This window comes from Acidovorax sp. sic0104, from assembly GCF_019219095.1.
GTDB lineage: Bacteria > Pseudomonadota > Gammaproteobacteria > Burkholderiales > Burkholderiaceae_C > Acidovorax.
Map to the genome: position 1 here is coordinate 286,518 of NZ_JAHUWH010000002.1, position 24,622 is coordinate 311,139.

The 24,622-nt window shown below is 66.6% G+C and carries 27 protein-coding genes; 12 read left to right on the forward strand and 15 right to left on the reverse strand.

Annotated elements, in window-relative coordinates; genetic code table 11:
• Positions 1-18: 18 nt before the first annotated feature.
• From KW835_RS05475 to KW835_RS05500, 6 genes are all read left to right on the forward strand, one after another.
• Entirely contained in the window at positions 19-327 is a 309-nt protein-coding gene (locus tag KW835_RS05475) for a helix-turn-helix domain-containing protein (RefSeq protein ID WP_218381282.1), read from the forward strand.
• Between the two features lie 36 nt (positions 328-363).
• Positions 364-1,710: a type II toxin-antitoxin system HipA family toxin gene (locus tag KW835_RS05480; RefSeq protein ID WP_218381283.1), complete on the forward strand. Its 1,347-nt coding sequence runs from the start codon at positions 364-366 to the stop codon at positions 1,708-1,710.
• A gap of 84 nt (positions 1,711-1,794) precedes the next feature.
• Positions 1,795-2,424: a hypothetical protein gene (locus tag KW835_RS05485; RefSeq protein WP_218381284.1), complete on the forward strand. Its 630-nt coding sequence runs from the start codon at positions 1,795-1,797 to the stop codon at positions 2,422-2,424.
• Between the two features lie 160 nt (positions 2,425-2,584).
• Positions 2,585-2,869 (forward strand): DUF6150 family protein, encoded by a 285-nt coding sequence (locus KW835_RS05490; RefSeq protein ID WP_218381285.1) that lies wholly within the window; start codon positions 2,585-2,587, stop codon positions 2,867-2,869.
• 210 nt (positions 2,870-3,079) lie between these two features.
• Complete coding sequence (locus KW835_RS05495) at positions 3,080-3,679, forward strand: chromate transporter (RefSeq protein ID WP_218381286.1); 600 nt, start codon at positions 3,080-3,082, stop codon at positions 3,677-3,679.
• A gap of 32 nt (positions 3,680-3,711) precedes the next feature.
• On the forward strand, positions 3,712-4,308 hold the full coding sequence (locus tag KW835_RS05500) for a chromate transporter (RefSeq protein WP_218381542.1): 597 nt from the start codon (positions 3,712-3,714) through the stop codon (positions 4,306-4,308).
• A gap of 79 nt (positions 4,309-4,387) precedes the next feature.
• On the opposite strand, the gene KW835_RS05505 is transcribed toward KW835_RS05500, so the two are convergent.
• Positions 4,388-4,789 (reverse strand): VOC family protein, encoded by a 402-nt coding sequence (locus KW835_RS05505; RefSeq protein ID WP_255593300.1) that lies wholly within the window; start codon positions 4,787-4,789, stop codon positions 4,388-4,390.
• Positions 4,790-4,941: 152 nt separating this feature from the next.
• Between KW835_RS05505 and KW835_RS05510 the strand changes: the two genes are divergently transcribed.
• On the forward strand, positions 4,942-6,219 hold the full coding sequence (locus KW835_RS05510; RefSeq protein WP_218381287.1) for an amidohydrolase family protein: 1,278 nt from the start codon (positions 4,942-4,944) through the stop codon (positions 6,217-6,219).
• 96 nt (positions 6,220-6,315) lie between these two features.
• On the opposite strand, the gene KW835_RS05515 is transcribed toward KW835_RS05510, so the two are convergent.
• The 7 genes from KW835_RS05515 to KW835_RS05545 form a co-directional block, all read right to left on the reverse strand.
• Positions 6,316-6,972 carry a DUF1569 domain-containing protein gene (locus KW835_RS05515; RefSeq protein WP_255593301.1) on the reverse strand — a complete coding sequence of 219 codons (657 nt, stop codon included), beginning with the start codon at positions 6,970-6,972 and terminating at the stop codon, positions 6,316-6,318.
• Positions 6,973-7,162: 190 nt separating this feature from the next.
• Positions 7,163-8,344: a GGDEF domain-containing protein gene (locus KW835_RS05520; RefSeq protein ID WP_218381288.1), complete on the reverse strand. Its 1,182-nt coding sequence runs from the start codon at positions 8,342-8,344 to the stop codon at positions 7,163-7,165.
• A 270-nt stretch (positions 8,345-8,614) separates the two neighbouring features.
• Positions 8,615-9,871, reverse strand: a complete 1,257-nt coding sequence (locus tag KW835_RS05525; RefSeq protein ID WP_218381289.1) for a hypothetical protein — start codon at positions 9,869-9,871, stop codon at positions 8,615-8,617.
• The gene (locus KW835_RS05530; protein ID WP_218381290.1) at positions 9,871-10,635 is read right to left on the reverse strand and encodes a hypothetical protein; all 765 of its coding nucleotides are present in this window, start codon (positions 10,633-10,635) and stop codon (positions 9,871-9,873) included. The genes KW835_RS05525 and KW835_RS05530 overlap by 1 nt, the downstream gene beginning before the upstream one ends.
• 142 nt (positions 10,636-10,777) lie before the next feature.
• A complete protein-coding gene (locus tag KW835_RS05535; protein ID WP_218381291.1) occupies positions 10,778-11,347 on the reverse strand; it encodes a hypothetical protein in 570 nt (189 codons plus the stop codon).
• A complete protein-coding gene (locus KW835_RS05540) occupies positions 11,344-11,652 on the reverse strand; it encodes a DnaJ domain-containing protein (RefSeq protein WP_218381292.1) in 309 nt (102 codons plus the stop codon). The genes KW835_RS05535 and KW835_RS05540 overlap by 4 nt, the downstream gene beginning before the upstream one ends.
• 87 nt (positions 11,653-11,739) lie before the next feature.
• The gene (locus tag KW835_RS05545; protein WP_218381293.1) at positions 11,740-12,453 is read right to left on the reverse strand and encodes a YebC/PmpR family DNA-binding transcriptional regulator; all 714 of its coding nucleotides are present in this window, start codon (positions 12,451-12,453) and stop codon (positions 11,740-11,742) included.
• Between the two features lie 241 nt (positions 12,454-12,694).
• Here KW835_RS05545 and KW835_RS05550 point away from each other — a divergent pair, with 241 nt between their 5' ends.
• Positions 12,695-13,924 (forward strand): nucleoside recognition domain-containing protein, encoded by a 1,230-nt coding sequence (locus KW835_RS05550; protein WP_218381294.1) that lies wholly within the window; start codon positions 12,695-12,697, stop codon positions 13,922-13,924.
• Positions 13,925-14,081: 157 nt separating this feature from the next.
• Here the strand turns inward: KW835_RS05550 and KW835_RS05555 are convergent, their stop codons facing one another.
• The 3 genes from KW835_RS05555 to KW835_RS05565 form a co-directional block, all read right to left on the reverse strand.
• The gene (locus tag KW835_RS05555) at positions 14,082-15,038 is read right to left on the reverse strand and encodes a ZIP family metal transporter (RefSeq protein ID WP_218381295.1); all 957 of its coding nucleotides are present in this window, start codon (positions 15,036-15,038) and stop codon (positions 14,082-14,084) included.
• Positions 15,039-15,118: 80 nt separating this feature from the next.
• Positions 15,119-15,742, reverse strand: coding sequence for a superoxide dismutase (locus tag KW835_RS05560; protein WP_218381296.1), 624 nt, complete (start codon positions 15,740-15,742; stop codon positions 15,119-15,121).
• A gap of 84 nt (positions 15,743-15,826) precedes the next feature.
• Positions 15,827-16,318: a hypothetical protein gene (locus tag KW835_RS05565; protein WP_218381297.1), complete on the reverse strand. Its 492-nt coding sequence runs from the start codon at positions 16,316-16,318 to the stop codon at positions 15,827-15,829.
• 499 nt (positions 16,319-16,817) lie between these two features.
• On the opposite strand from KW835_RS05565, the gene KW835_RS05570 reads away from it, so the two are divergent.
• Genes KW835_RS05570 through arsB form a run of 4 tightly spaced genes read left to right on the forward strand, consistent with a single transcriptional unit; the run spans position 16,818 to position 19,235 of the window.
• Positions 16,818-17,141: a helix-turn-helix transcriptional regulator gene (locus KW835_RS05570; RefSeq protein ID WP_218381299.1), complete on the forward strand. Its 324-nt coding sequence runs from the start codon at positions 16,818-16,820 to the stop codon at positions 17,139-17,141.
• A gap of 12 nt (positions 17,142-17,153) precedes the next feature.
• Complete coding sequence (locus KW835_RS05575; protein ID WP_218381300.1) at positions 17,154-17,651, forward strand: ArsI/CadI family heavy metal resistance metalloenzyme; 498 nt, start codon at positions 17,154-17,156, stop codon at positions 17,649-17,651.
• 11 nt (positions 17,652-17,662) lie between these two features.
• Positions 17,663-18,169 carry an arsenate reductase ArsC gene (locus KW835_RS05580; RefSeq protein ID WP_218381302.1) on the forward strand — a complete coding sequence of 169 codons (507 nt, stop codon included), beginning with the start codon at positions 17,663-17,665 and terminating at the stop codon, positions 18,167-18,169.
• 16 nt (positions 18,170-18,185) lie between these two features.
• On the forward strand, positions 18,186-19,235 hold the full coding sequence (gene arsB / locus KW835_RS05585; RefSeq protein ID WP_255593302.1) for an ACR3 family arsenite efflux transporter: 1,050 nt from the start codon (positions 18,186-18,188) through the stop codon (positions 19,233-19,235).
• Positions 19,236-19,759: 524 nt separating this feature from the next.
• Here the strand turns inward: arsB and KW835_RS05590 are convergent.
• From KW835_RS05590 to sbcB, 4 genes are all read right to left on the reverse strand, one after another.
• Positions 19,760-20,143 (reverse strand): RidA family protein, encoded by a 384-nt coding sequence (locus KW835_RS05590; protein WP_218381303.1) that lies wholly within the window; start codon positions 20,141-20,143, stop codon positions 19,760-19,762.
• Between the two features lie 182 nt (positions 20,144-20,325).
• Entirely contained in the window at positions 20,326-21,657 is a 1,332-nt protein-coding gene (locus tag KW835_RS05595) for a protein kinase (protein WP_218381304.1), read from the reverse strand.
• A gap of 28 nt (positions 21,658-21,685) precedes the next feature.
• Positions 21,686-22,933, reverse strand: a complete 1,248-nt coding sequence (locus tag KW835_RS05600) for a cystathionine gamma-synthase family protein (protein WP_218381305.1) — start codon at positions 22,931-22,933, stop codon at positions 21,686-21,688.
• Between the two features lie 147 nt (positions 22,934-23,080).
• Complete coding sequence (gene sbcB, locus KW835_RS05605; RefSeq protein WP_218381306.1) at positions 23,081-24,520, reverse strand: exodeoxyribonuclease I; 1,440 nt, start codon at positions 24,518-24,520, stop codon at positions 23,081-23,083.
• Positions 24,521-24,622 lie beyond the last annotated feature (102 nt).

Below are 24,622 nucleotides of genomic sequence, written 5' to 3' on the forward strand. Positions count from 1 at the left end.
AAGAGTATTATTAAGATCATGAACAATGATCTTATTCAGAGTCTTTCCCTGGCCCGAAAAGCCAGCAAGCTCACCCAGGCAGAGCTGGCCGAGCGGGCTGGCCTGTCCCGCATGACAGTGCAACGCACCGAAGGCGGCGACCTGGACCCGCGCTATTCCACCCTGGCCGAGATGGCCCGCGTGCTGGGCATGGACATCATCGCCGTGCCCAGCAGCCTGCGGCCCAGCCTGGAGGCGTTCATCCAGTCCGGCGGCAAGTTCCTGGGCCAGCGCGAAGGCGTAGATGCGCCGCCGTCCGTGGTGGACAGCCTGAACCGCCCTGCCTGAGCCCACAGCTTGCGCCCGCACGCCCCGCCTTGCGCCATGAGCACCTCCATCCGCTACCTGCGCCTGTATCTGCACCAGCCTGCCCCCCAGGGTACGGTCCTCGAAGACGCAGCCGCGCCCGCCAGCCGCCGCGAGCCCATCGGCTACCTCTCGCAGTACGGCGACATCCTGCGCGTGTCGTTCGACGAGGGCTATATCCGCAACCCGCAGCGCCCCACCCTGTCGCTGAGCCTTCAGGGCGCCGACGAGGCGGCCACGCAGCAGATCCTGGCGTCGGCGCGGGACGCGCGGCTGGTGCGCACCGACGGGCGCTGGCCGGTGTACTTTCAGAACCTGCTGCCCGAGGGCCACAACCGCGACCGCCTGGCGCGCGAGCGCGGCTGCAGCCCCGACGACGAGTTCGAACTGCTGGCCGCTGCGGGCCACGACCTGATGGGTGCGCTGGAGGTGGAACCCGTGCCTGCACAGGACGGCATTCCGGACGTGGTGCGGCACTGGCACACCACACAGGGCCTGGACGTGCTGGAGCCCGGGTTTGTCGAATACCCGGTGGAAGACGCGGCGTCCCTGCCCGGCGTGGTGACCAAGTTCAGCGCCGTGCAGGATGGCCGCCGCTACACCGTGCACCGCCGGGGCGCGGCCGGCAGCGTGATCTTGAAGTTACCCACCACGGCCCACCCCGACCTGGTGGCCAACGAATACACGGGCTACCTTCTGTGCCAGGCGCTGGGCCTGCACTGTGCCGACGTGCGCGTCATCAGCCGCGCCGAGGCCGACCTGCCCGATGCCGTGCCCTTCGACGAGATCCTGGCGGTGCTGCGATTCGACCACCTGCCCGGCGGCGCGCGGGTGCACATGGAAGAGTTCAACCAGGTGCTGGGCTACACCCCGCGGCAAAAGTATGGCAAGGGCATCCTGCAGGACTGGGCCACCATGCTGCGCGTGCTCAACCGCCTGAGCAGCCAGCCGGTGCAGGACACGCGCGAATTCATGGCGCGCATGGTGGCGTTCATCCTGATGGGCAACACCGATGCGCACCTCAAGAACTGGGCGCTGGTCTACCCCGACGCCCGCGTGCCGCAGCTGGCGCCGCTGTACGACCCGGTGTGCGTGGCAGCGTTCTTCGACGGCGTGCCCGAGAGCCAGTACGCGGTGAACCGCGCCATCGACCGCACGCTGCGGGCCTTCGGCTGGAGCGACATGGAAGGCCTGATGAAATCTGCCGGGCTGCTGCGCGTGCCGCGGCACCTGGCATTGCTGCGCGAACAGGTGCGGCAAGCCCGCGCGCTGTGGCCCGCCCTGCTGCAGGCTGCACCACCCAGCATGCGGGCGGCGGTGCAGGAAAGGCTGGCGGGCGGCGTGGCGCTGACGGCGGGTGCCTGACCGCTGCCGGCCGCGCCAGCGAGCGCCGCGTGGCGGATCGACCGAATTCCGGCTAACCTCCCCGGGGCCTTCCTCTCGCGGCCCATGACTCTCTCCACACTCTTCAAGATCGCCATCGCGCTGGCAGTGGCGTTTTTCGCCATCGAAAAACTGCGCGTGCACCAGGCCGACAAGCGGCTGCAGGGGCACGCCGTGGCAAGCGCGCCCGCGCAGCCGTTCACGGACAGCCCCGTACAGACCGCCACACAGGACGCATCCTTCGTCTTCAATAGGTATCAGGTACGCCCGCTGGCCACCTTTGCCGTGCGCGCACGGGTGCTGTCGCGCGAAGACTATTCGCTGGGCAAGGAGGCCGAGCTGTCGCCGATCGACCTGGCCCTGGGCTGGAAACGCATGGCGGAGCCGGCGGTCTACGAGCCGCTGAACATCAGCCAGGGCGGGCGCTGGTACCGGTATTCGTGGCGCGACCAGCCACCCATCGCGGTGCAGGAGATCATCGAGTCGTCCGCCAACATGCACATGATCCCGGCGACGCCGGCCGTGGAGCGCGCCCTCAGGAAGGCCCGCAAGGGCGCCTTCATCCGCATCACGGGCAAGCTGGTCGAAGTCTCGCAGCCCAACGGCTGGCGCTGGACGAGTTCGCTCACGCGCTCGGACTCCGGCGCGAATTCCTGCGAACTGGTGTTCGTGGAATCCGCGCTGGTCGAGAATTGACCTGGGTCTTGCCGGGGCCGCCGCCAGCCTTGGCGATATCCCCGAGCGACAAGGGCCCCTCTGCGGGGTACGCTGTAGCGCAAACGCCTTCCCTCCATGCCGATGCGGGAACCTCTGGCGCCCGCATCCGCTTCGTCCGCCCGTCACAGAAAGAACGCCCATGGCCAAGATCCTGGAAGTGAAGTACGAGCACCAGGCGGATGCCCGCGTGTGCGAGGTGGACCGGCAAAGCCTGGCCGACCTGTGCTGGCACGAGGTGGCCTACCCCACACAGGCCAGCGGCGATGCCGTGTGGTTCTTCGTGCAGTACCCCAACCAGGCCAGCTTCAAGATCTACCGCGTGAAGCACGCGAGCCAGGCGGACATCAAGCTCTTCAAGGTCGCCACGCCTGAAGAAGCGAGCTGGCGCACCAAGGACCATCCGCTGCGCGGCAAGCTCGGGTAGGCGCACCGGCAGCCAGGCCATGGCGTGCACGCCAATGGCAAGCTCAGCCTTGCCGCGACACGAGGCCTGCGCGCTCTGGCAGTGCTTGCGGCGCGCGTAACATGGCGCGTGGGCGCGGCGTTGCAGCCGCTGCGCGCAAGAACTCCTGAATTGATAGCATCCGCCGCTTTTACACAAAGCGCCAGCGGCTGTTTTTACTGTGCATCCATCATGGCCCTTGCCACCGACACGACATCGACCCCGCCCGGCGCCCCCCCTCGGCCCCAGCCCCGCAACCCCGCCGACCTGTTCTGGTCCTTCACCTGGCTGGCCCTGCAGGGCTTTGGCGGCGTGCTCGCCGTGGTACAGCGCGAGCTGGTGGAGAAAAAGCGCTGGATGACGAACGAGGAGTTCGTGGAGGACTGGGCCGTGGCGCAGATCATGCCCGGCCCCAATGTGGTCAACCTGAGCATCATGATCGGCGACCGCTACTTCGGCCTGCGCGGTGCGTTTGCCGCGCTGGCGGGCATGTTGATGTTTCCGCTGATGCTGGTGCTGGGCCTGGCCGTGGTCTATGCAGAGTTCTCCAGCCACCCGGCCGTGGCGGGTGCGCTGCGCGGCATGGGCGCGGTGGCGGCGGGGCTGATCGCCGGGGTTGGCATCAAGCTATTTGCGTCGATCAAGGCGCACCCGCTGGGCCGGCCGCTGTGCGTGGCGTTCGTGGCGCTGACGATCCTCACCATGGCGGTGCTGCGCTGGCCCCTGCTGTGGATCCTGCCGGTGGTGGGCGGCGCGGCCTGCCTGCTCACATGGAGAAAGATCGCTCCATGACCGCCGCTGTCACTGCCACTGCCACTGCAGCCATGGCTGCCCCGCTGATCGCGCTCGGCCCTGCGGACTGGTTCAACCTCTTCCTCTACTACATGTCGCTGTCGCTGCTGGCCGTGGGCGGCGCCATTGCCACCGCGCCAGACATGCACCGCTTTCTCGTCGAGCGCCAGGCCTGGCTGACCGACCCGCAGTTCAACGCCTCCATCGCCATCGCCCAGGCCGCTCCCGGCCCCAACGTGCTGTTCATAGCGCTGCTGGGCTGGAATGTGGGCATCAACGCGGGCGGCCCCGGCGTGGGCGGCTGGCTGCTGGGCGCCCTGGGCATGGCGGTCTGCATGGTGGGCGTCATGCTGCCCAGCAGCCTGCTGACCTGGCTGGCCACACGCTGGGGTCACCGCAACCGCGAACGCCGTGGCGTGCGCGCCTTCAAGCAGGGCATGGCCCCGGTGGTGATCGGCCTGTTGCTGGCCACCTCCTGGGTGCTGGCCCGCGCCCATGGCGGCCCGGCCACGGCCTGGCCGCTGTGGCTGCTGAGCGCAGTCACAGTGGTGCTGGTGTGGCGCACAAGGCTGCACCTGCTGTGGATGCTGGGTGCAGGGGCCATGCTGGGGGCGCTGGGCTGGGTGTGATCACCCTGGCCCGGCGCTAAGGCCTGCACCCCTTCCATACGACCGAGGGCTCCGCTCCCGGCGGCTGTGCGGCAACAGCTCAGTCCGCAGGCCCGGGGGGTGCCAACACCGGCGTGCACAGCTCCACGAGCGCATCGTTGATGTCGGCCACATAGGCCACCGTCTGTCCCCAGGGCATCTCTTCGGGGGCCTGCACCAGGCGCGCACCGGCGGCGATGGCCCGCTCCACGGCGGCGGGTACGTCGGTGGTCGTGAGGGCAATCTCGAAGCTGGGAGCGTGGGCCGACGCGCGCTGGGGGTTCTTGCCCAACTCGGTCATCAGGCGCAGCGACGAGAACGCCAGCGCCGTCGCACCGGTCTCCAGCTCGCCGAAGTCTCCGGCCTCGTGGACGAAGCGGCGTTGCAGGCCGAAGGCGGCTTCATAGAAAGCAATGGTCCGCGGGACGTCCTCGACGTAGAGAATGGTGTAGCCAAAATGCATCGCAGGTTTCCTGGATTCTTGAAAGGGCCGAGCATACGCGGCCCGCGCTGCATGCCCGCGAGCCGCGGCAGCCCGAGGCCCCCTACACTGCACGACGAAGGCCACAACGGCCTGCCCCGCTCTTTGCGAAGCCACAGCCCACGCGCCACACCATGCTAGACCTGCTCGTTACCCACGCCACCTTGCCTGACGGCCGCACCGACGTCTCCATCGCGGTGCAGGACGGACGCATCACCGAAGTGACCCCCGGACTGCAAGCCCCTGCGCACGAAACGGTAGATGCGGCGGGCCTTCTGGTCAGCCCGCCCTTCGTGGACGCGCACTTCCACATGGACTCCACGCTGAGTTACGGCCAGCCCCGCGTGAACCAGAGCGGCACGCTGCTCGAAGGCATCGCCCTGTGGGGCGAGCTCAAGCCGCAGCTCACACACGACGCCATCGTGCAGCGCGCGCTGCGGTACTGCGACTGGGCCGTGGCGCAAGGCCTTCTGGCCATCCGATCGCATGTGGACACCAGCGACCCGAGCCTGCTGCCCGTGCGGGCGCTTCTGGACGTGAAGCAGCGTGTGGCCCCCTACCTGGACCTGCAGTTGGTGGCGTTTCCGCAGGACGGCGTGCTGCGCTCGCCAGGTGGTCTGGACAACTTGACGCGCGCGCTCGACCTGGGTGTGGATGTGGTCGGCGGCATTCCGCATTTCGAGCGCACCATGGCCGAGGGTGCCGAGAGCGTGAAGATCCTGTGCGAACTGGCGGCCCGGCTGGGCAAGCGGGTGGACATGCACTGCGACGAGTCGGACGACCCGCTCTCGCGCCACGTGGAAACGCTGGCGCACGAGACCCACCGCCTGGGCCTGCACGGCCGCGTGGCCGGCTCCCACCTCACGTCCATGCACAGCATGGACAACTATTACGTGAGCAAGCTCATCCCGCTGATGGCAGAGGCGCAGTTGGGCGTGGTGGCCAACCCGCTCATCAACATCACCCTGCAAGGCCGCCACGACACCTACCCCAAGCGCCGCGGCATGACGCGGGTGCCCGAGCTGATGGCGGCGGGCCTGACGGTGGCCTTTGGCCACGACTGCGTGATGGACCCCTGGTACGGCGGCGGCAGCGCCGACATGCTGGAGGCCGCCCACATGGGCCTGCACGTGGCGCAGATGACAAGCCAGGCCGCCATGGCCCAGTGCTTCGACGCGGTGACAGTCAACCCCGCCAGTCTGCTGGGCCTGCAGGGCTACGGGCTGGCGGCCGGCTGCCATGCCGACTTCGTGCTGCTGCACGCGCGCAGCCCGGCCGAGGCGATCCGGCTTCGGGCCACCCGGCTGGCGGTGTACCGGCGCGGCCAGAAGATTGCCAGCAGCCCGGCCCCCGTGGCCCGCCTGGGCCTTCCGGGGCGACCCGACAGCGTGGGATTTCTGGCAGGCGCCTGAGCAGCGCCCGTCAAGGACGGGCTGTGAAATCTCATCAAAGAGGCTTGCGCCGCTGGATGCGCGGGCGCAAATAGCTATGATTTCAATAGCGCCAGGCTATGCGGCAGCGCGTACATCAAACAATGACAGGTGGTTGGCCAGGTGCATGGCGTGCGCTTGCTCGTACTGTGGGCGGGTGAGCGGGCCGTAGGCGAAGTGCGGCTGCAGCGGCCCCTCATGCACAGCGAACGCTTTCACGGACGCGTGCAGACGCGCAAAGGCGGCCGATGCGTCCGGCGAGTGTGCGTCGAGCGCGGGAGCGCCCGGAATGGGCTCGGCCAGGTTGTGGCTCATGCGGCCCCGCCAGGCAAACACGCTGAACGCCGCCGCACCCGCCGTGTTCTGGAACAAAGCCGACTTGGGGACCGGAAAGCCCTGCATGGAGAATTCGATGCTCTGCGCGCAATGCTCCAGCGTCTGCGACCAATTCCATGCGGCGGCTTCCATGGCCTGGGGCGACGCGGCGTGAAGCCGGTTCACCTCCTGCATGGCATCGCTGATGCGCCCGTAGACCAGTTGGCGGTCATGGCTGGGCCGGTACAGCAGGTAGCCAGAGCCCGCAGCCACACCGAGTGCGGCCATGCCAGAGCCCAGCGTCAGCACGCGGCGGCGCGAGGGCGACCGAGCCTGCACTTCGTGTTCTACAGGGATCGAGGGGCGTGGAGCCCTCGCGCTGCCACGTGTTGCGCCTGCCGTACCTGTCTGCTCGCTCATCGGGGTTCTCACGAAGGTGGGGAAAGGGCTGCCATTGTGCGACCGAGCCCCACCCGGCAACCACCCGCCAGCCGCTGGCCAGGGTCGGGCAGACGACACAAGCCGCATTCGATCGGTGCAAGGCTGTCCGCGGGTGGGGCGGCCCATTGCGCGCCAGGGCATCACCCTGTCGCAGCAGGGCCCTTGCCCCCTATCGGTGCAGCATCTCCACGCGGTTGCGGCCGCGCTGCTTGGCCAGGTACATGGCCTCGTCAGCCCGCTGCAGCACGGCCTCGCCCGTGTCCGGTTCGGCAAACAGGGCCACGCCGATGCTCACCGTCAAACGCAGGCCGTCGCCGTCCTCGTGGGCTTGCCGCCAAGGGCCCTCCATTGGCTGGGATTCCACCATGGCGCGCAGGCGCTCGGCCACGGCTTTTGCGCCAGGCCCGTCGGCATTGGGCAGGAAGATCGCAAACTCTTCGCCCCCCAGACGGCCCATCACGTCCTCCTTGCGAAGGCAGCGTCCGGCAAGCTCCACGAAATGGCGCAGCACGTCGTCGCCGCAATGGTGGCCCCAGGTGTCGTTGATGCGCTTGAAATGGTCCAGGTCCATCACCAGCACGGGCAAGGCGGTCTGCGTGCGCTGGGCGTTGCTGATGGCCTTGTCCAGCAACGTGAGGAATGCTCGCCGGTTGAACACGCTGGTGAGCGGGTCCACCTCGGCCAGGTGGCGCAGCTCGCGGGTGGTGAACTCATGCGTCAGCATCAGCACCCCAAAGCCGATCAGCACCACGGCCAGCGTGGCCTCCAGCACCACGAACTGCGACAGCAGTGCAATCAGCGCCTCGCTCCACTGGAATCCCGCCAAGGGGCTCGACAGCTTGAACAGCGCGGGCCGTACCAGCACGAAGAGCCCGTGCGCGCCGATAGCGAGCCCCACGATGTACCGCACCGGCGCATGGCGAAAGCCGCCCCGGGCCAGCGTGTACGCGGTCAGCAGAAAGCACGGCCCCGAAAAGCCTCCTGAGAGCGCGAAGCGCACGCCCGGGTGAGGCTGCACCACGGTGAAGTACGCCGACAGGACCAGCAGCGCGACCAAGCCCACCGCAGCCACCCCATGCCGCAGAGGACTGCGCCCCATATACGCACGGCTACCCATCAGGCAGGTGTAGGACGCGACGGCGATGGAGCCTTGCGCCAGCATCACCGACAGCAGCTCCGGCATGAGCGAGCGGGCCAGCAAGGTGGTGCTGAACACCGTGGCCCCAAGGAACGACAGCACCCACAGGCGAAGGCCCGGAATGTTCCGGTTGAAATACCACACTGCGTAGAGCACTGCGGTAACCAGCGCAGCCAGCAGGGCCGCCAGGATGACGAGGGTCGGACTGTGCACGAAATGCGAAAGGGCTGGGCGAAGGGCTCGTCAGGTGGGGAGTTGGCGACAAGGCGACGGAACACAACGAACCGGTTCCACCCACACCACAGACCCTTGCAGCGCGGCCGGCGCCGACCAGCGGGACCGAGCATCGGGTGCCGCAGCCATGTTAACCGAGCGGAGGCAGCATCTTGATGACAAGGCGCAGAACGGGCTCCAGGCGCGCGGCCCCTCGGAACCCGTTCATGATCTTTTCACGCACGCCATAACGGCTGAGCACCGTGCCTGTCAGCCTTGCACGCTGCACTCCCTGCGCAGCAAGGCCAGGGCATCGTGCATCTGGTAGTCCATGTCGCTGAGCAAGGTCTTCTCTGCGTCTTGCACGAAGGCGTTCCACAGCGCGATGAAGTCCTGCTGGTGGATGCCGGGTGCGTGGCCGCGGATGAAGTCCGCTGCAAGCGCGGGCTGCCAGCCTGACTTGCGGACCTTGCGCACCAGACTGGCCGCGGTCTTCTCGGTCAGCAGCGTCTTCTTGGGCACCCCTGCGGCCAGGCAGAGAAACAGGGTCAGCAGCGAATGCTCGTCGTCGCTGCCCTGCACCGTTTTCGTCCAGGTCTTGCTCGCGGGCTGCGGGGTGTCACCCTCCGCATCCAGCGCATCCAGGCCGCGGTGGTAGTCGTCCACTTCGGCCAGGGGGTCGTCGATCAGGAAATAGCGCGCCCTGAACGGCCCCACGGGGCGCAGCAGGTTGCGCAGCGGCGTGGCGGCGTCCAGCAGCTTGGGCAGGTCTGACAGCACGGTGGCGCACTGAGCCTGCATGGCGTCGCGCAGATCCGCGGGCACGCCGGCGGGGAGGCGCAACTGCGCAGGGGGCGCGAATTTCTTCTTGCGCAGGGCTGTGACCAGCCGCTCAAACCCGGCGGCATTGGGCCATTCGCCCGACTCCACCGCCCTGGGCGAGAGTGCCTGCATCAGAAGCCCCGTGCGGACCACGGACTCGGCATCGGCGCCGGCAGCTTCCAGTTCGTCGGTGTCCAGCTCATATTGCTGGGCCACCCATTGCGCGGCATGGATGGCCTGCGCAATCTGCGTACGGCGCGCCAACTCCGCGCGGTAGTCCGCATGGCTGCGCAGCGACCACACGGCCAGCAGCGGGGTCTCGGCATCGGCATAGCCCGCCATGCCGAAGTTGCTGCTCTCGGGCATGGCGATCAGCCGCTTGAGCATGTCCGAGCCTCCCTTGGACCGGGACAGGAAGGAGTTGTCGCGCAGCGAGACGGCGGCCTCGTGCAGATCACCACCGGTGTTCTCCTGCAGGTAGAGGCTGATGAGGTTGACCATGCGGTCCCGCGCTTTTTCCAGCTCTGGCCTCAGGAACTCGCTGCCGAAGTAGCGGGCTATCTGCACCATGCCCTTGGGCGCATCCGCGTTGATCGCCGCCAGCCGCTCGGCGTCGATGATGCCGTGCTGCACGCCATGCTGCAGGGCTTTCTCGAAGAAGGGGCGTGCATCGTGCAGTTGCAGCGCCGAACTGTTTGCTGCCATCAGATCGCCGACTCCTCGTCCGAGGTTCTGGCCGCAGGCGTGGCCTTGCCCCGATCCGTGTCGCTGGTCTCGAACTTGCCATCGTCTTCCTCGGAAGGCACCTCATCCCCCTCTTCCAGCCCCAGGTCAAAGGCGCGCGCCTTGGCGCGCAGCACCAGCAGCATCTCGATGAACAGGTCTCGGCATTCGTAGCGCAGCAGCCAGGCCATCTGCATCCAGTCGCGGTCGGCCACCTCGTCCTGGTCGACGCGGGGCTGAACATAGCCAGAAGCCAGCAGCTCATCGTCGCTCAGCGTGGGGCCATAGTCTTCCACTGCGTCGAATGTGCCCGTGCGGGCAAAGGCCTCGATGCGGCTCCACTTCTCGGCGAAGTAGTTGGCCAGCGCCTCGGCGCCGCCTTCCAGGTCGCCGATGGCGGTGAGAAATTCGACCGGGTCCGCGTCGTCGCGAAAGACCACCGCGTTGACCATGTTGCGCAGGTGCGTGTGGGTGAGGTCCTTGTACTGCTTTTCCAGCACCATCGCGCGCGCGAACTGCTCGGGCGTGACCAGCATGTTCACCACCGACGCCTTGGAGTCGTCGTACTCGCGCATCACGGCCAGGATGTCCTTGGGCGCGAGCTGGTCGAGCACCACCATCAGCGCGCCATCGCCGTCGCTGTCCGCCAGCTCGGCCAATGCCGACTCGGCGCCGACGATGTCGCCCGCCGCAATCAGGCTGGTGGTCTTGGTGATCAGGGCCAGGTGGGTGTTGTTGCTGCTCATGCGGTTTCCTCAAGTTGTTGCTGCGCTGCGCGCAGACCGTAATGACTGGCGCGCTTTCATCGCCAGCGCCACCGTGGATCCGGCTTGGCCGGTCCACCGCAGGCGTCCCCCTCGGGGGACGGCGCGAAGCGCCACAGGGGGGCTAGTCCTTCCGATCAAAGCCCACGTCAGCCAGCCAGTTGGAGCTGGCTTCATCCCGCGTGCGACTGTTTTGAGGGTCTGCCGCGTCGTCCGCGCTCAGGGCGCTGAAATCGTCATCGTGCTCAGCGGCGTCTTCACCGTCGTCGTCGCCCTCCGCCTCCGCGTGGGCGGCGGGTGCCATGCGTGCGTGCTGCAGCATGTATTCCAGCCCGGCGGCCACCGCCAGGAATCGCGCGCCCTGCGGCTCCCGCAACACCGTCTGCGCCAGGCTCTGCGCCCAGGGCTCGAGCGTGACGGCATGGGTCAGGCTGTGCCAGTCGGGCAGCTCATCCTGCGGCAATCCCAGAACGTGTTCCACCGCAGCAGGCTTGGCGAATCGAAAGCCCTGGTGAAAGGCCACGGCCACCATCTCGGGCGCCAGCTCCATCATCTGCACCAGGAAGGCAATCTCGTTGCGCTTTTCGGCCAGCCGCTTGCGCAGCACGTCCTTGCCTTCCGAATCGGATACCAGGTCGTCCAGCTCGGCCTGGTAGGCCGAGCGCAGGTCATAAAAATAGGGGGAGAGTTTCACTGGGCAGAAGAAGACTTGAAGGAGGATCGAAGAATGTCCGTGGCGTAGGTCTGCCAGATTTCCTGCGCTGTCTGCAGCGGGTCGTCCAGCAGGTTGCGGCGGCGGTTGTCGTCGTAGGCCTGCCGCGCCGCCTCGTCCGACAGCACGTCGTACGCTTTTTGCACCGCCTGGAATCGCTGCGCGGCATCGGGCGCGTCGTTGCGATCCGGATGGAAGAACGCCGCCTTCTGGCGGTAGGCTTTCTTGATGTCGGCCAATGTTGCGTTGGCCGCCAGCCCAAGGGCTGCGTAGTGGTCTGCGTTCATGGACAAAAAAAGTTGGGCAGATGCCGTGGCCATTCGCGCAAGCCGTACGCAGCAAAGTGCCGGCCGGCGTTGCGCAGCAAAGCGTTGTCAGCCGCCCAGGCTCACGAACACGTTCTGCACGTCGTCGTTGGCGTCGATGGCGGCCAGGAAGGTTTCGACCTCTTCGAGCTGCTCGGCGCTCAGGTTGGCGGGGTTCACCGGGTTCTTGGGCTTGTAGCCGAGCTTGGCCGACAGCACGGTGAAGCCCTGGGCCGGCAGCGCGCGGCTCACCAGGTCCAGGTCGGTCGGGTCGGTCCAGAAGGTGGTGGTGCCCTCTTCGTCACCGGCCTCGAAGTCCTGCGCGCCCGCCTCAATGGCTGCGAGCTCGGGGTCGGCATCGGCGTTGGCGGGCTCGGCTTCGATCATGCCCACGTGGTTGAAGTCCCAGGCGACCGAGCCCGAGGTGCCGAGCTGGCCCTTGCGAAACAGCACGCGCATTTCGGGCGCGGTGCGGTTGACGTTGTCCGTCAGGCATTCGACCATCACGGCCACCTGGTGGGGCGCAAAGCCTTCGTAGATCACGCGCTCGTAGTTGATGGCATCGGCACCTGTGCCGGAACCCTTCTTGATGGCACGCTCCAGCGTGTCCTTGGGCATGGAGGCCTTGCGGGCCTGCTCCACCACAAGGCGCAGGCGGGAGTTACTGGCCGGGTCGGCGCCGCCGCGCGCGGCCACGGTGATTTCCTTGACCAGCTTGCCAAACAGCTTGCCCTTGGCATCGGCGACCAACGCCTTGCCCTTTGCCTTCCACTGCGCGCCCATGATGGACCTCTTTTCCTTGGTGTGTGTTGCGGCGCGCCGGGCGCCATAGAGGGGCGGCTCACCCCCACGGCGCAGGAAAACGGCCCTCGAAAAAGCCCCTGCGGTGAACTGAACCGAACCCTCTAGGGTACCACTGCGGCCACCGTTGCCTCTGCGCCACGCGGCCAGACCCTGCTGCACACCAGGAAAGGTAACCTCGGCCCCTGCGGCCGGTCCCTTTCCTTTTCACTCCGGAATCCTGATGCTCAATACCCTGTGGCTGGGCTTTTTTCTGACGGCGGCCGTGGCCGCGCTCACGCAATGGCTGGTGGGTGGCAATGCGCAGATCTTCGCGGCCATGGTGGAGGCCCTGTTCGCCATGGCCCGGCTGTCGGTTGAGGTGATGGTGCTGCTGTTCGGCACGCTCACGCTGTGGCTGGGGTTTCTGCGCATTGCCGAGAAGGCCGGCATCGTCGATGCCCTGGCCCGCTGGCTCGCCCCCCTGTTTGCCCGGCTGATGCCCGGCGTGCCCAGCGGCCACCCTGCCCTGGGCCTGATGACCCTGAACTTCGCCGCCAACGCGCTGGGACTGGACAACGCCGCCACGCCCATGGGCCTCAAGGCCATGAAGGCGCTGCAAGAGCTGAACCCCGAGCCCGAGACCGCCACCAACGCCCAGATCCTGTTCCTGGTGCTCAACGCCTCGTCGCTCACGCTGCTGCCCGTGACCATCTTCATGTACCGCATGCAGCAGGGAGCGCCCGACCCGACGCTGGTGTTCCTGCCCATCCTGCTGGCCACGTCCGCGTCCACGCTGGTGGGCCTCGTCAGCGTCGCCGTGGTGCAGCGGCTGCCCCTGTGGAGCCCCGTGGTGCTGGCGTACCTGTTGCCGGTGGCGTTGGCGCTGGGGGGGTTCATGGCGCTGCTGGCCGCGCTGGGCAGCACGGCCCTGGCACAGCTGTCGTCCTTGCTGGGCAACGTCACGCTGTTCGCACTCATCGTTGCCTTCGTGGCGATAGGCGCCTGGCGCAAGGTGGCGGTGTACGAGGCCTTCATCGAAGGCGCGCGCGAGGGCTTCGACGTGGCCAAGGGCCTTCTGCCCTACCTCGTGGCCATGCTCTGCGCCGTGGGTGTGTTCCGCGCCTCCGGCGCCTTGGGCTACGTGCTGGACGGCATCCGCTGGTGCGTGACCGTGCTGGGGGCAGACACCCGCTTCGTCGACGCGCTGCCCACGGCCCTGGTCAAGCCGTTTTCAGGCAGCGCCGCCCGCGCGATGCTTATCGAGACCATGCAGACCCATGGCGTGGACAGCTTCCCCGCCCTGGCAGCCGCCATCATCCAGGGCAGCACGGAGACCACCTTCTACGTGCTGGCGGTCTACTTTGGCGCGGTGGGCATACAGCGCGCGCGCCACGCCGTGGGCTGTGCCTTGCTGGCGGAGCTGGCGGGGGTGGTGGCAGCCATCGCGGTGTGCTACCGGTTCTTCGGGTAGCGACCCGAAGCGGGCAGTGACGCCGCGCCCGGCCTGCCCAGACAGGCCCGCACAGGCCGTCAAACGCCCTGGGCGCCGGTTATGGCCGAAAAATGTAGGGAAAAACAGCCTCCAGCGCTTTCCCATCAATCGCCAGATGCTATCAAAACCGTAGCACTCAGCCCAGAGCTGTATCCAGCAGCATCATGATCACGAAGCCCACCATCAGCCCCCCTGTGGCCCAGGCCTCGTGGCCTTTGCGGTGAGACTCGGGAATGATCTCGTGGCTGATCACGAACAACATGGCCCCGGCCGCAAACCCCAGGCCCCAGGGCAGCAGGCTGGCCGAATAGCTCACCACGGCGGCGCCCAGCACGGCGCCCACGGGCTCGACCAGGCCTGACGCCATGCCCAGGCCCACGGCCAGCGAGCGCCTGTAGCCTGCCGCCAGCAGTGCCACGGCCACCACCAGGCCTTCGGGGACGTCCTGGATGGCAATGCCGGTGGCCAGGGCGCTGGCGCGCAATGCATCGCCGCCCGCGTAGGCCACGCCGATCGCGAGCCCCTCCGGCAGGTTGTGCAGGCCGATGGCAAAAACGAAAAGCCAGGTACGCCGCAAGGTGCGAGACGCCTGGGCACCCTCCACGCCCTTGATGAAATGCTCGTGGGGCAGGAGGCGCTCCATCATCAGCAGCACCAGAGCGCCGAGCAGGATGGCCGCCCCAACCGTGCCACCAGCGGCCCAGGCGCTTGCGCCTGCGGCCCGCGCCGCGTGGATGCCGGGAATGATCAGCGAGAACGAGCAGGCTGCCAGCATCACGCCCGCACCAAAGCCGAACAGCGTGTCCTGCGCCCGCTCGGACAGGCGCTGCGACAACAGCACCGGCAGCGTCCCCAGCGCGGTGGCCAACGCCGCGGCCGCGCCGCCCCACAAGGCATTGAGCACCACGGGCTGGCCAGCCATCCAGGCCCACAGCTGCGCTGAAGCGGCCACCACGCCCAGCAGCACGATGCCCAGCCCCAGCCACTGCCGCCAACGCAAGCCGGTGATGCCGCGCGCCCCCCTCAGCTCGCGGGAAGCTGGCGATTCCACAACGGCTTCAGTCGGTGGCAGGGAAGTGGACGGGGTCTGCATGGCGGCTCCTGGGTCGGTCAGGGGGCGGTTTTCAGAGCGTGGATCGCGGGTGGACGGCGTGGGCGGGCCGGCTGTACTCATCAGGCCCTGGCCAGCGCGTAGCGGCGAGATACCTCGGCCCAGTCCACCACGTTGTAGAACGCAGCGATGTACTCGGGGCGTCGGTTCTGGTACTGAAGGTAGTAGGCGTGCTCCCACACATCCAGGCCGAGGATGGGTGTATGGCCTGACATGACTCCCGCCATGAGCGGGCTGTCCTGGTTGCCCGTGCTCTCCACCACCAGCTGGCCCGCCTTGGTCACGGACAGCCACGCCCAGCCGCTGCCGAAGCGGGTGAGCGCCGCCTTGGTGAAGGCGTCCTTGAAGGCATCGAAGCCGCCCAGGTCGGTATCGATGGCCCGCGCCAGCTCGCCCTCGGGCTTGCCGCCGCCCTGTGGCGACATCACGCTCCAGAACAGGCTGTGGTTGGCGTGCCCGCCACCGTGGTTGCGCACCGCGCCCTGCAGGTTCTCGGGCAGCAGCACCAGCCGCGCCACCAGCCCATCAATAGGCAGATCCGCGTGCGGCGTACCTTCCAGCGCAGCGTTCAGGTTGTTGATGTACGTCTGGTGATGCTTGGTGTGGTGGATCTCCATCGTGCGGGCATCGATGTGGGGCTCCAGTGCGTCGTAGGCGTAGGGCAAGGCAGGCAGGGTATGGGGCATGGTGTCCTTGGATGGAAAACAGGGTGGAAAACACAACGCAGAGGCCGCAGCGGTTCAGGCACGGCCCCGGCAGAAAAAGAGGGTTCAATGGCGCCCGGAGCCATCGGCCGCGTGGGCCGCAGCCAGGGCCTGCGTGATGGACGGGTGGGCGCCATGGGCCTGCACATGGCGCAGCAGTGCGGCATGGGTTTCACGGCTGTGGCGCCAGGCGGCCTGCTGCAGCGCGACGCCATGTCGCGCATCGGCCATCAGGCCCAGCAGCACCGCATGGGCGCGGCACAGGACCTGCGTGGAGTCCTCCAGGGCGCCAGCCTGCGCCTGCAGGTCGGCCACGTTGAGGTGCGACACCACGACGGCGGCAATGCAGTCGTCCTCCCGCCCGGCGGGCGGCGTGTGGTCGAGCAGTTGCAGCGACAGCCCCAGCGCCTGGTGCTGGTAGGCCATCGCCATGCGCCACTGCCCCAGCTGCTGCGCGGACCGTGCGCGCCGCGCGGCATGCTGCCACCGCGTCAGGGTGACAGGGTCGCGGTGAGGGGATGCGGATCGGTGGTGGCTGGCGTGCGCGCCGGTGTCCATGGCAATGCTCCTTGGGAAAGCCTTTTGCGGTGGACGAAGGTGGCGTACTCAGGCATACAAATGATATGCATTCTCATTTGACATGTCCAGCCGACGCGGTTTTCGGTGATGGCGAGCACACGGGCTGGGTGCTTGGCCTGTGAATGGCGCGCCGCGCACTTTGGCACTGATTTACGCCCGCTTTGGCGCCAAATTACGCCCCCTTTGGCACGAAAAACCCCCGCAGAGCCCAGTCCGGACGAAGAAAAGCCCCTCGCAAGGGGCCTGTGTAAGGTGCCGATCCAGCCGTTACCGCTGGCTGTTCAGGTCTTTCCCCGCCGCCAGCCCCGCCTCGTAGACCGCCTGCAACGCCGCCTTCACCCCCCAAAACCGCTACTTCGTTGAAGTCCAGGGAATCGCTGTTGCGGGTTACTGCACCTACCGACCGGAGGCAGGGCACGCTGTTTTGAGCCTCCATTCCTGGTCATCAATATTTCAATAATCGTTGTATGATTGAATCATGAACGAAACCGCCGTGATTCAAGCCCTTGCTGCCCTTGCCCAAGAACTCCGCCTGCGGGTCTTCCGCACGCTTGTCGTAGCAGGCCAGGAGGGTCTGACGCCCGGCGCAATCTCCGAGCTGCTGGGCATTGCGCCTAACACCCTGTCATTCCACCTCAAGGAGTTGGCTCATGCCAACCTGGTGAGCCAGGAGCGCCAGGGCCGCAACCTGGTCTACCGCGCCTCGTACCAAACCATGAACTCCCTGCTGGCTTACATGACCGAGAACTGCTGCCAGGGGTCTGCCTGCCTCACCGATCAAGCCACCTCCTGCAACTGCTGAAAGGAAGCCACCATGAAGCGATTCCATGTCCATATGCACGTGAGCGATCTCGACCAGAGCATCGCGTTCTACTCCAAGCTTTTCGCTGCACAGCCCGCACGCGTCGAGAATGACTATGCAAAGTGGATGCTTGAAGACCCCCGGGTGAACTTCGCCATCTCCACGCGAGGCGGCAAGCCTGGTTTGGACCATCTCGGGTTTCAGGTGGACGATGCCGACGAGCTGGCTGAACTCAAGGGCCGCGCTCAGTCTGCCGACATGGCGCTGCTTGATGAAGGGGCGACGACATGCTGCTATGCCCGCAGCGAAAAACACTGGGTGACAGACCCACAGGGCGTGGCTTGGGAGCACTTCCACACGCTGGGCAGCATCCCCTTGTTCAACGAGGCCCCTGCGGTCGGTTCAGCACATGCGGCAGCCTGCTGCCCGACGGGCAATCCCTCAGAACCCGAACCCGGAAAAGCCGCCTGCTGCGGGCCCAAGTCCACTGACGCAGCCAAGTGCTGCTGAGCGGGGTTCGCATGAGTCAGATTCAGCAACCCCTGAACGTTTTGTTTCTTTGCACTCACAACTCGGCGCGGAGCATTCTGGCCGAGGCGCTGCTCAACGACATGGGCAACAGCCGCTTCAGAGCCTATTCCGCTGGCAGCAGCCCGCGCGGCAACCAGCAGCCCAATCCCCTGGGGCTGGAAGTGCTGCAGAACGCCGGTATCTCCACGCAGGGCCTGCGTAGCAAGAGCTGGAGCGAGTTCGCAGCCCCGGGGGCACCGCAGATGGACCTGATCATCACGGTCTGCGACAACGCAGCGGGCGAGGTCTGCCCCATCTGGCCAGGCCATCCCGCCACAGCGCACTGGGGTTATGCGGACCCCAGCGAGGGCGATGGCACGGACGAGCAGAAGCTCGAAGCCTTCCGTCAAACGCTGCATGCCATCAAGCGCCGCCTGGAGTTGTTGGTCAGCCTGCCGGAGGAGAAGCTAGCCAAGACGGTGCTTCAAGCCACTGCCCGCCAGTTGAACTCAAACTGAGAGGCTGAGACAAGCAATGCAGAAGTCCGGTATGAGCGTGTTCGAGCGCTACCTCACCGTGTGGGTGGTGCTCTGCATCGTGGTGGGCATCGGGCTGGGCCAGATGCTCCCGGATGCGGCCCGAGCGATTGGCGCCTGGGAGGTCGCCCGCGTGAACCTGCCGGTGGGCCTTCTCATCTGGGTGATGATCATCCCGATGCTGCTCAAGGTGGATTTCACCGCCCTGGGCGAGGTGCGGCACCATGTGCGGGGAATTGGCGTCACGCTGTTCGTGAATTGGCTGGTCAAGCCGTTCTCCATGGCCTTGCTGGGCTGGCTGTTCATCCGTCATTGGTTTGCGCCGTACCTTCCGGCCGAGCAGCTCGACAGCTACATCGCCGGACTCATCCTGCTGGCCGCCGCGCCGTGCACAGCCATGGTGTTCGTGTGGAGCCGCCTGACGGGAGGCGACCCGCTGTTCACGCTGTCCCAGGTGGCGCTGAATGACAGCATCATGATCGTGGCGTTTGCGCCGCTCGTCGCCTTCCTTTTGGGCCTGTCGGCCATTGCGGTGCCGTGGGACACGCTGCTCACTTCTGTGGTGCTGTACATCGTCATCCCGGTGGTGCTGGCCCAGTGGCTGCGGCGTACTCTGCTGGCGCGAGGCCAGTCCAAGTTCGATGCCGCGCTGCAGCGCCTCGGCCCCTGGTCCATCGCCGCGCTGCTGCTCACCCTGGTGCTGCTGTTCGCATTCCAGGGCGAGGCCATCCTCCGCCAGCCGCTTGTAATCGCGTTGCTGGCTGTGCCGATCCTGATCCAAGTGTTCTTCAACTCGGCGCTCGCCTATTGGCTCAATCGGGTGGCGGGCGAGAAGCATTCCGTGGCGTGCCCCTCCGCGCTCATTGGAGCGTCGAATTTCTTTGAGCTGGCCGTTGCCACCGCGATCAGCCTGTTTGGCTTCGAGTCTGGTGCTGCCCTTGCCACCGTTGTCGGTGTTCTCATCGAGGTGCCGGCGATGCTGCTGGTGGTCCGTGTGGTGAACTCGTCCAAGGGCTGGTATGAGGCGGGGTCTGTGCGTCCAAACTAGACACATCCCGGCCTCCACGTCCGGACCGCACAACTAGGCCCGGCAACCACTTTCCGCTGTTCGGGGCCCGCCCGGCATCACAAAGCGCCCATTTCAGCCATTCCAGCCGCTTGGACCGACCATTCCGTGCCAAAGCCATCGGCAACGCCAAACCGCCTTAAATCGCCTGCAAACCCGCGCCAGGCTTAGCGGTGGCCAAATTTATCCACAGCCCCATGCGTGCCAATTCGATCACCTGCCCACTTGTGAGGCCGAGTCGCCGTCCAGCTGGCCGTTTTGGCAACTTTGCCCTGGCAATCGCAGCGTTGATGGTCTGGCACACCCGGTGGCGCGCCGGCGCGGGCAAGGCGTCGCTCAACCAACGGCACCGTCGATAGGCTGCACCAGGCAGGTTGCTCGGCCAGGAGCAGAAGGCCGCCGCCCATGAAAGCAGCCGTTCAACGTTGGAGCTCAGCGGTTTCCGAAGGCATTTCGATGCCATGTAGGCTTGGGCAGGGCGTTCTGTCCAGTCCAGTCCTGCCCTGCTATGTTTTCATCACCGTGGCATCAACCTCCACCCATTGCCCTGCATAGCCCAGCCGAGCCACGCCCAGAAGCGTCGCTGGTGGCACCTGACCGGCAAAAAATTCAGTGGTAGCTTTCCATGCAGCCGACAACTGCTCTTGCTCACCAACAACGTAGACCACGATTTTGCGGACATCTGCGAGCGTGAAGTCATGAACAGTCAGGACGAGGTTCAGGTTGCGAAGGCACTGGCTCGCTTGAACAAACGCGTTTCCGGCACCGACAAGATTCCCCTGGGAATCATGTGGCACCTGGCCCGCTACGAACAGCTGGTTGGCCACTCGCTGCGCGTATTGGTACTGAGGTGTCACCGACATTCCTGCGGTGAGCTCGGCTTCATTCATCGTGCACGTTCCCCTTTTCCTTGACTGCTCACAGCGTGTGCCGGATTTCAGAGCGATCCCAAAGGCCCGGGGACGACACGGCTTTGAGTATCATTGCCCGAAGCAGATCCGGGCCCAGAGCAGACCATGGCCCAGCGAGCCCGCAGCAGCGGTGTCCATGACAACCAGCCGCCCCCCCCACATCAATCCTGCGCCGCCCCGCCCGGCGCCGCCACCAGTTCCCACTCTCCCAACTGCTCGTTGGTGGCGATCAGCCGGCCCACCAGCAGCTTGATGAACGCCTTGTCGAACCGCGACTGCAAATCCTCCGACGCGCCTCGCAGCGCCGGGTTGCGGACCTTGAGCACCAGCACCTCGGTCTCTGCGACGGCCGTGGCCGTGCGCATCTTGTCCTCGGGGCGCAGGTAGGTCATCTCGCCCAGGGTGACGCCGGGGCCCAGGGTGCTGAGGTTCCAGCCCTGGCGGCTGACGCTGACCTGGCCTTCGATGAGAATGCAGAACGAGTCGCCGGGGGTGTTCTCCCGCATGAGCACGGTGCCCTGCTCCAGTCGGCGCCAGTTGCCCAGGCGCATGAGCTCCCATAGTGCGACATCATGAAAGTCGGCAAAGAACGGCAGCGCACGCAGGCGCGCAAAGCGCTCGGCCTCGGTGTCCTGCGACTTTTGGCGCGGCAGCGCCTGGTGGGCGTGCAGCAGGGCCTGGGCAAAGTCCTGCCAGGTGGCAAAGCGGTCGGCGGGCTGCTTGGCCATGGCCCGCAGCAGCACGTCGTCCACATGCCGGGGCAGCGAGGCGCGCAACAGGCTGGGCGGCGTGGGGTTCTCGTTGCTGATCTTGTAGAGGGTGGCAAAGTCGGTGTCACCGTCAAAGGGGCGCCGGCCGGTGAGCAGCTCATACACCACCACGGCCAGCGAAAACATGTCGCTGTGGTGGGTGAGGTCTTGCTCGCGCACTTGCTCGGGCGACATGTAGGACGGCGAACCCACCAGGCCCGACAGCTGCGTGGCGTCGCTGCGCAGCGACAGCGCCGCGCCGAAGTCGGTGAGCTTGATGTCGCCACCCTGCGCCAGCATCAGGTTGGCGGGCTTGATGTCGCGGTGCACCAGGCCTTCGCGGCACGCGTACTCCAATGCATTGCAGCACTTGAAGGCAATGTCCAGCACCTGGGGCACAGGCAGCAGCGTATCGGGCGTGGCGTAGGCCGACAGGGGCTGACCATCGACGTACTCCAGCACCAGATACGGCGGCACGGCCTCTTCGTCCGCGTCGAGCAGGCGCACGATGTTCGGGTGGCGAAGGCGGCCCGACAGCGCCGCCTCGTTGCGCAGCAACTTGCGGTAGCGCTCGGCCTGCTCGGGTTGCTTGAGCAGGTGCGCGTGGGTCTGCTTGATGGCCACCTTGCGGCCCCGGAAGCCGTCAAGCCCCAGGAATACGATGCCGCTGGCGCCCCGTCCCAGTTCGCGCTCGATGCGGTACTTGCCGATGTGGGCGGGCGGCGCGGAGGTTGCTGTGGCCATGGTACGGATGGGGTGAGAGCGGAGTGCGTCAGAAGGCTGCCAGCGCCTGCTCGAAGTCCGCGAGAAGGTCGTCGGCCTCTTCCAGGCCCACCGACAGACGGATCATGCTGTCGGCAATGCCCATGGACGCGCGCACCTCAGGGCCCGCCTCCCAGAAGATGGTGTGGGCCACCGGGATGATGAGCGTGCGCGTATCCGCCAGGCCGGTGGCCTTGATAGGCAGCTGCAGACGGTTGCACACGGGCAGGCAGTGGTCGGGGTTGCGCAGCTCGAACGACAGCAGCCACGAACCGGCCTTGAGGTGCTTTTGCGCAAACGCGTACTGCGGGTGCGACGGCAGGCCTGGGTACAGCACGCGCGAGACGGCCGGGTGCCGCTCCAGCCACTGTGCCAGCGCGAGCGCCGTGGCGCTGGTGCGGTCCATGCGCAGAGACAGCGTCTCGGCACCCAGCGCGATCTGATGCGCAGCGTGGGACGACAGCGTGGCCCCCATGTCGCGCAGGCCCTTCTTGCGCAGTTGCTGCAGGCCCCAGCCCTTGGCGTCACCCTTGCGGTAAGGGGCAAAGATGTTGGGGTACGTGCTCCAGTCGAACAGGCCGGTGTCGGTGACCGCACCGCCCAGCGCCGCGCCCTGCCCGCCGATGCTCTTGGTCAGCGAGTTGAGCACCAAGCCCGCGCCCACCGTGGACGCACGGAACAGGTACGGCGATGCCACGGTGTTGTCCACCACATACAGCAGACCGCGCTCACGGCAGACGGCGCCCACGCCGTCCAGGTCGGGGATCTGCGTGCCGGGGTTGGCAATGGTTTCGACAAACACCATGCGGGTGTTGGGCCGCACCGCAGCCGCCACGTTGGCGGCGTCGGTCACGTCCACCAGGGTTACCTCGATGCCCAGGTCCGCCAGCGTGCCGAACACGCTGTTGGTGTTGCCAAACACGAACTGGCTGGCCACCAGGTGGTCGCCCGCCTTGAGCAGCGTGAGGAAGATGGCGCAGATGCCCGCCATGCCCGTGGCAAAAACGATGGTGCCCTGCCCTTTTTCCATCTGCGTGATCTTGGCCTCCAGCGCCGCCGTGGTGGGCGTGCCCTGCCGCGCGTAATTGAAGCCGCCCTTGGCCGTGCCCTGGAACACGGCGATCAGGTCCTCGACCTTGTCGTAGCCGTACTGCACCGAGGTGTGGATCGCCTTGTGAATGGCCCCATGCTCCGCGCCGCCCTGGCGGTCGGCGTGGAGGATCTCGGTCGTGAAATGGTTGGTCTGCGGTGTCGTCATAAAAGTAAGCGGATTGCTGGGTCAGCTATCGTCACAAGCTCTGAAACTGGCGCGCCCTTAACGCCAGTGCACCCGTGGAACTGGCTTCGCCAGGCTACCGGGTGCGTCCCCCCTCAGGGGGGAAGGCGCGCAGCGCCTCAGGGGGGGCTACCGTTCAGGCGCGATGTGCTCCGCGTAATCGTACAGGGCGCCCAGGATGTCCTGCGTACGGTCGTCTTCGGCGGTCTCCGACAGGGTGTCGATTTCGGTGAACAGCTGCTCCACCGTGCGCGCCCCGCCCTGCCCGTCAAACAGGCAGGCTGCGCGGTGCGCCTCCCACTGCCGGGCTTCTTCGGGGGACAGCGTGGTGGGGAAGTTGCGTGCACGGTAACGCCACAGCAACTCTGCCAGGCGCGGGTCGTCGAACGCGGCGCGGGAGCGGGCCAGCTTCTCGCCGCTCATGGTGCGCAGGTCGTTGAGCTGTCGGCGGTCATTGTTGCCGACGAAGCCGCCGTACAGGTCCTGGTCCACATCGGGCGCGGGCTCCTGCGGACGCGCAAAGACCGCCGGCCATATGCCGCTCATGTCGGGCAGGTTGCGCGCCGCGTCGGCGTGTTGCGATGCCTGGGCCAGGTCGATCCCCCAGCGCTGCGCCAGCGCGGGCGTGAGGGTGTTGACGTTGCCCACGACCATGGGCGACTTGTTGAGGTGGATGGTCTTGACCGGCAGGCGCGAAACGCCTTCGGGCAGCGCATCGGCCTTGCTGAACATGCGCAGGCGGATCTCCTCGACACCCATGGTGGCCAGGGGCGACGGGTCCTGCGACAGGTCCCAGGCGATGAGTTCGTTCTTGTTGGTCGGGTGGCTGGCCAGCGGCCACATCACGGCCAGGCAGCCCCGCTCTGCGGGGAACATGCCCGACACATGCAGGAACGGCCGCGCCGTGATGGTGGTGGCGGGCAGGCGCAGTTCCGTCGCCACGCGGTCCTTCTTGTGCAGCGAGAGTGCGAAGTCGAACAGCTTGGCGTTGTGCTGGCGGATGAGCCGCGCCAGCGCAATGGTGGCGCGCACGTCAGAGAGCGCATCGTGCGCGGCCTCGTGCAGCAGGCCGTTGGCCTTGGACAGATGCTCGAGCTTGAAGCTGGCAGAGCCGTCCTCCTTCTTCGGCCAGGTGATGCCGTCGGGCCGCAGGGCGTAGGTCATGCGCACCACGTCCAGCAGGTCCCAGCGGCCGCACTGGTTCTGCCATTCGCGTGCGTAGGGGTCGATGAGGTTGCGCCAGAACATGAAGCGCGTGATCTCGTCGTCGAAGCGGATGGTGTTGTAGCCCACACCGATGGTGCCCGGCTGGGCGAATTCGGCCTCGATGCGGGCCGCGAACTGGTGCTCCGGCACGCCCTTCTCCAGGCACAGCTGGGGGGTGATGCCGGTGATGAGACACGATTGCGGGTCGGGCAGGTAGTCGTTGGCCGGCTGGCAGTAGATCATCAGCGGCTCGCCGATCTCATTGAGCTCGGCATCGGTGCGGATGGCGGCGAACTGCGCGGGCCGGTCGCGCCGGGTGTTGGCACCAAAGGTTTCGTAGTCGTGCCAGAGAAAAGTATGCATGGAAAAAAAGGCGCAGCCCGGCGCTCGAACGCAAAGCCCCGAGTATGCCGGGTGGCGCGGCCGCCCTGCGTCAGCGTTCAATTGCAATTGATATCAATTCGC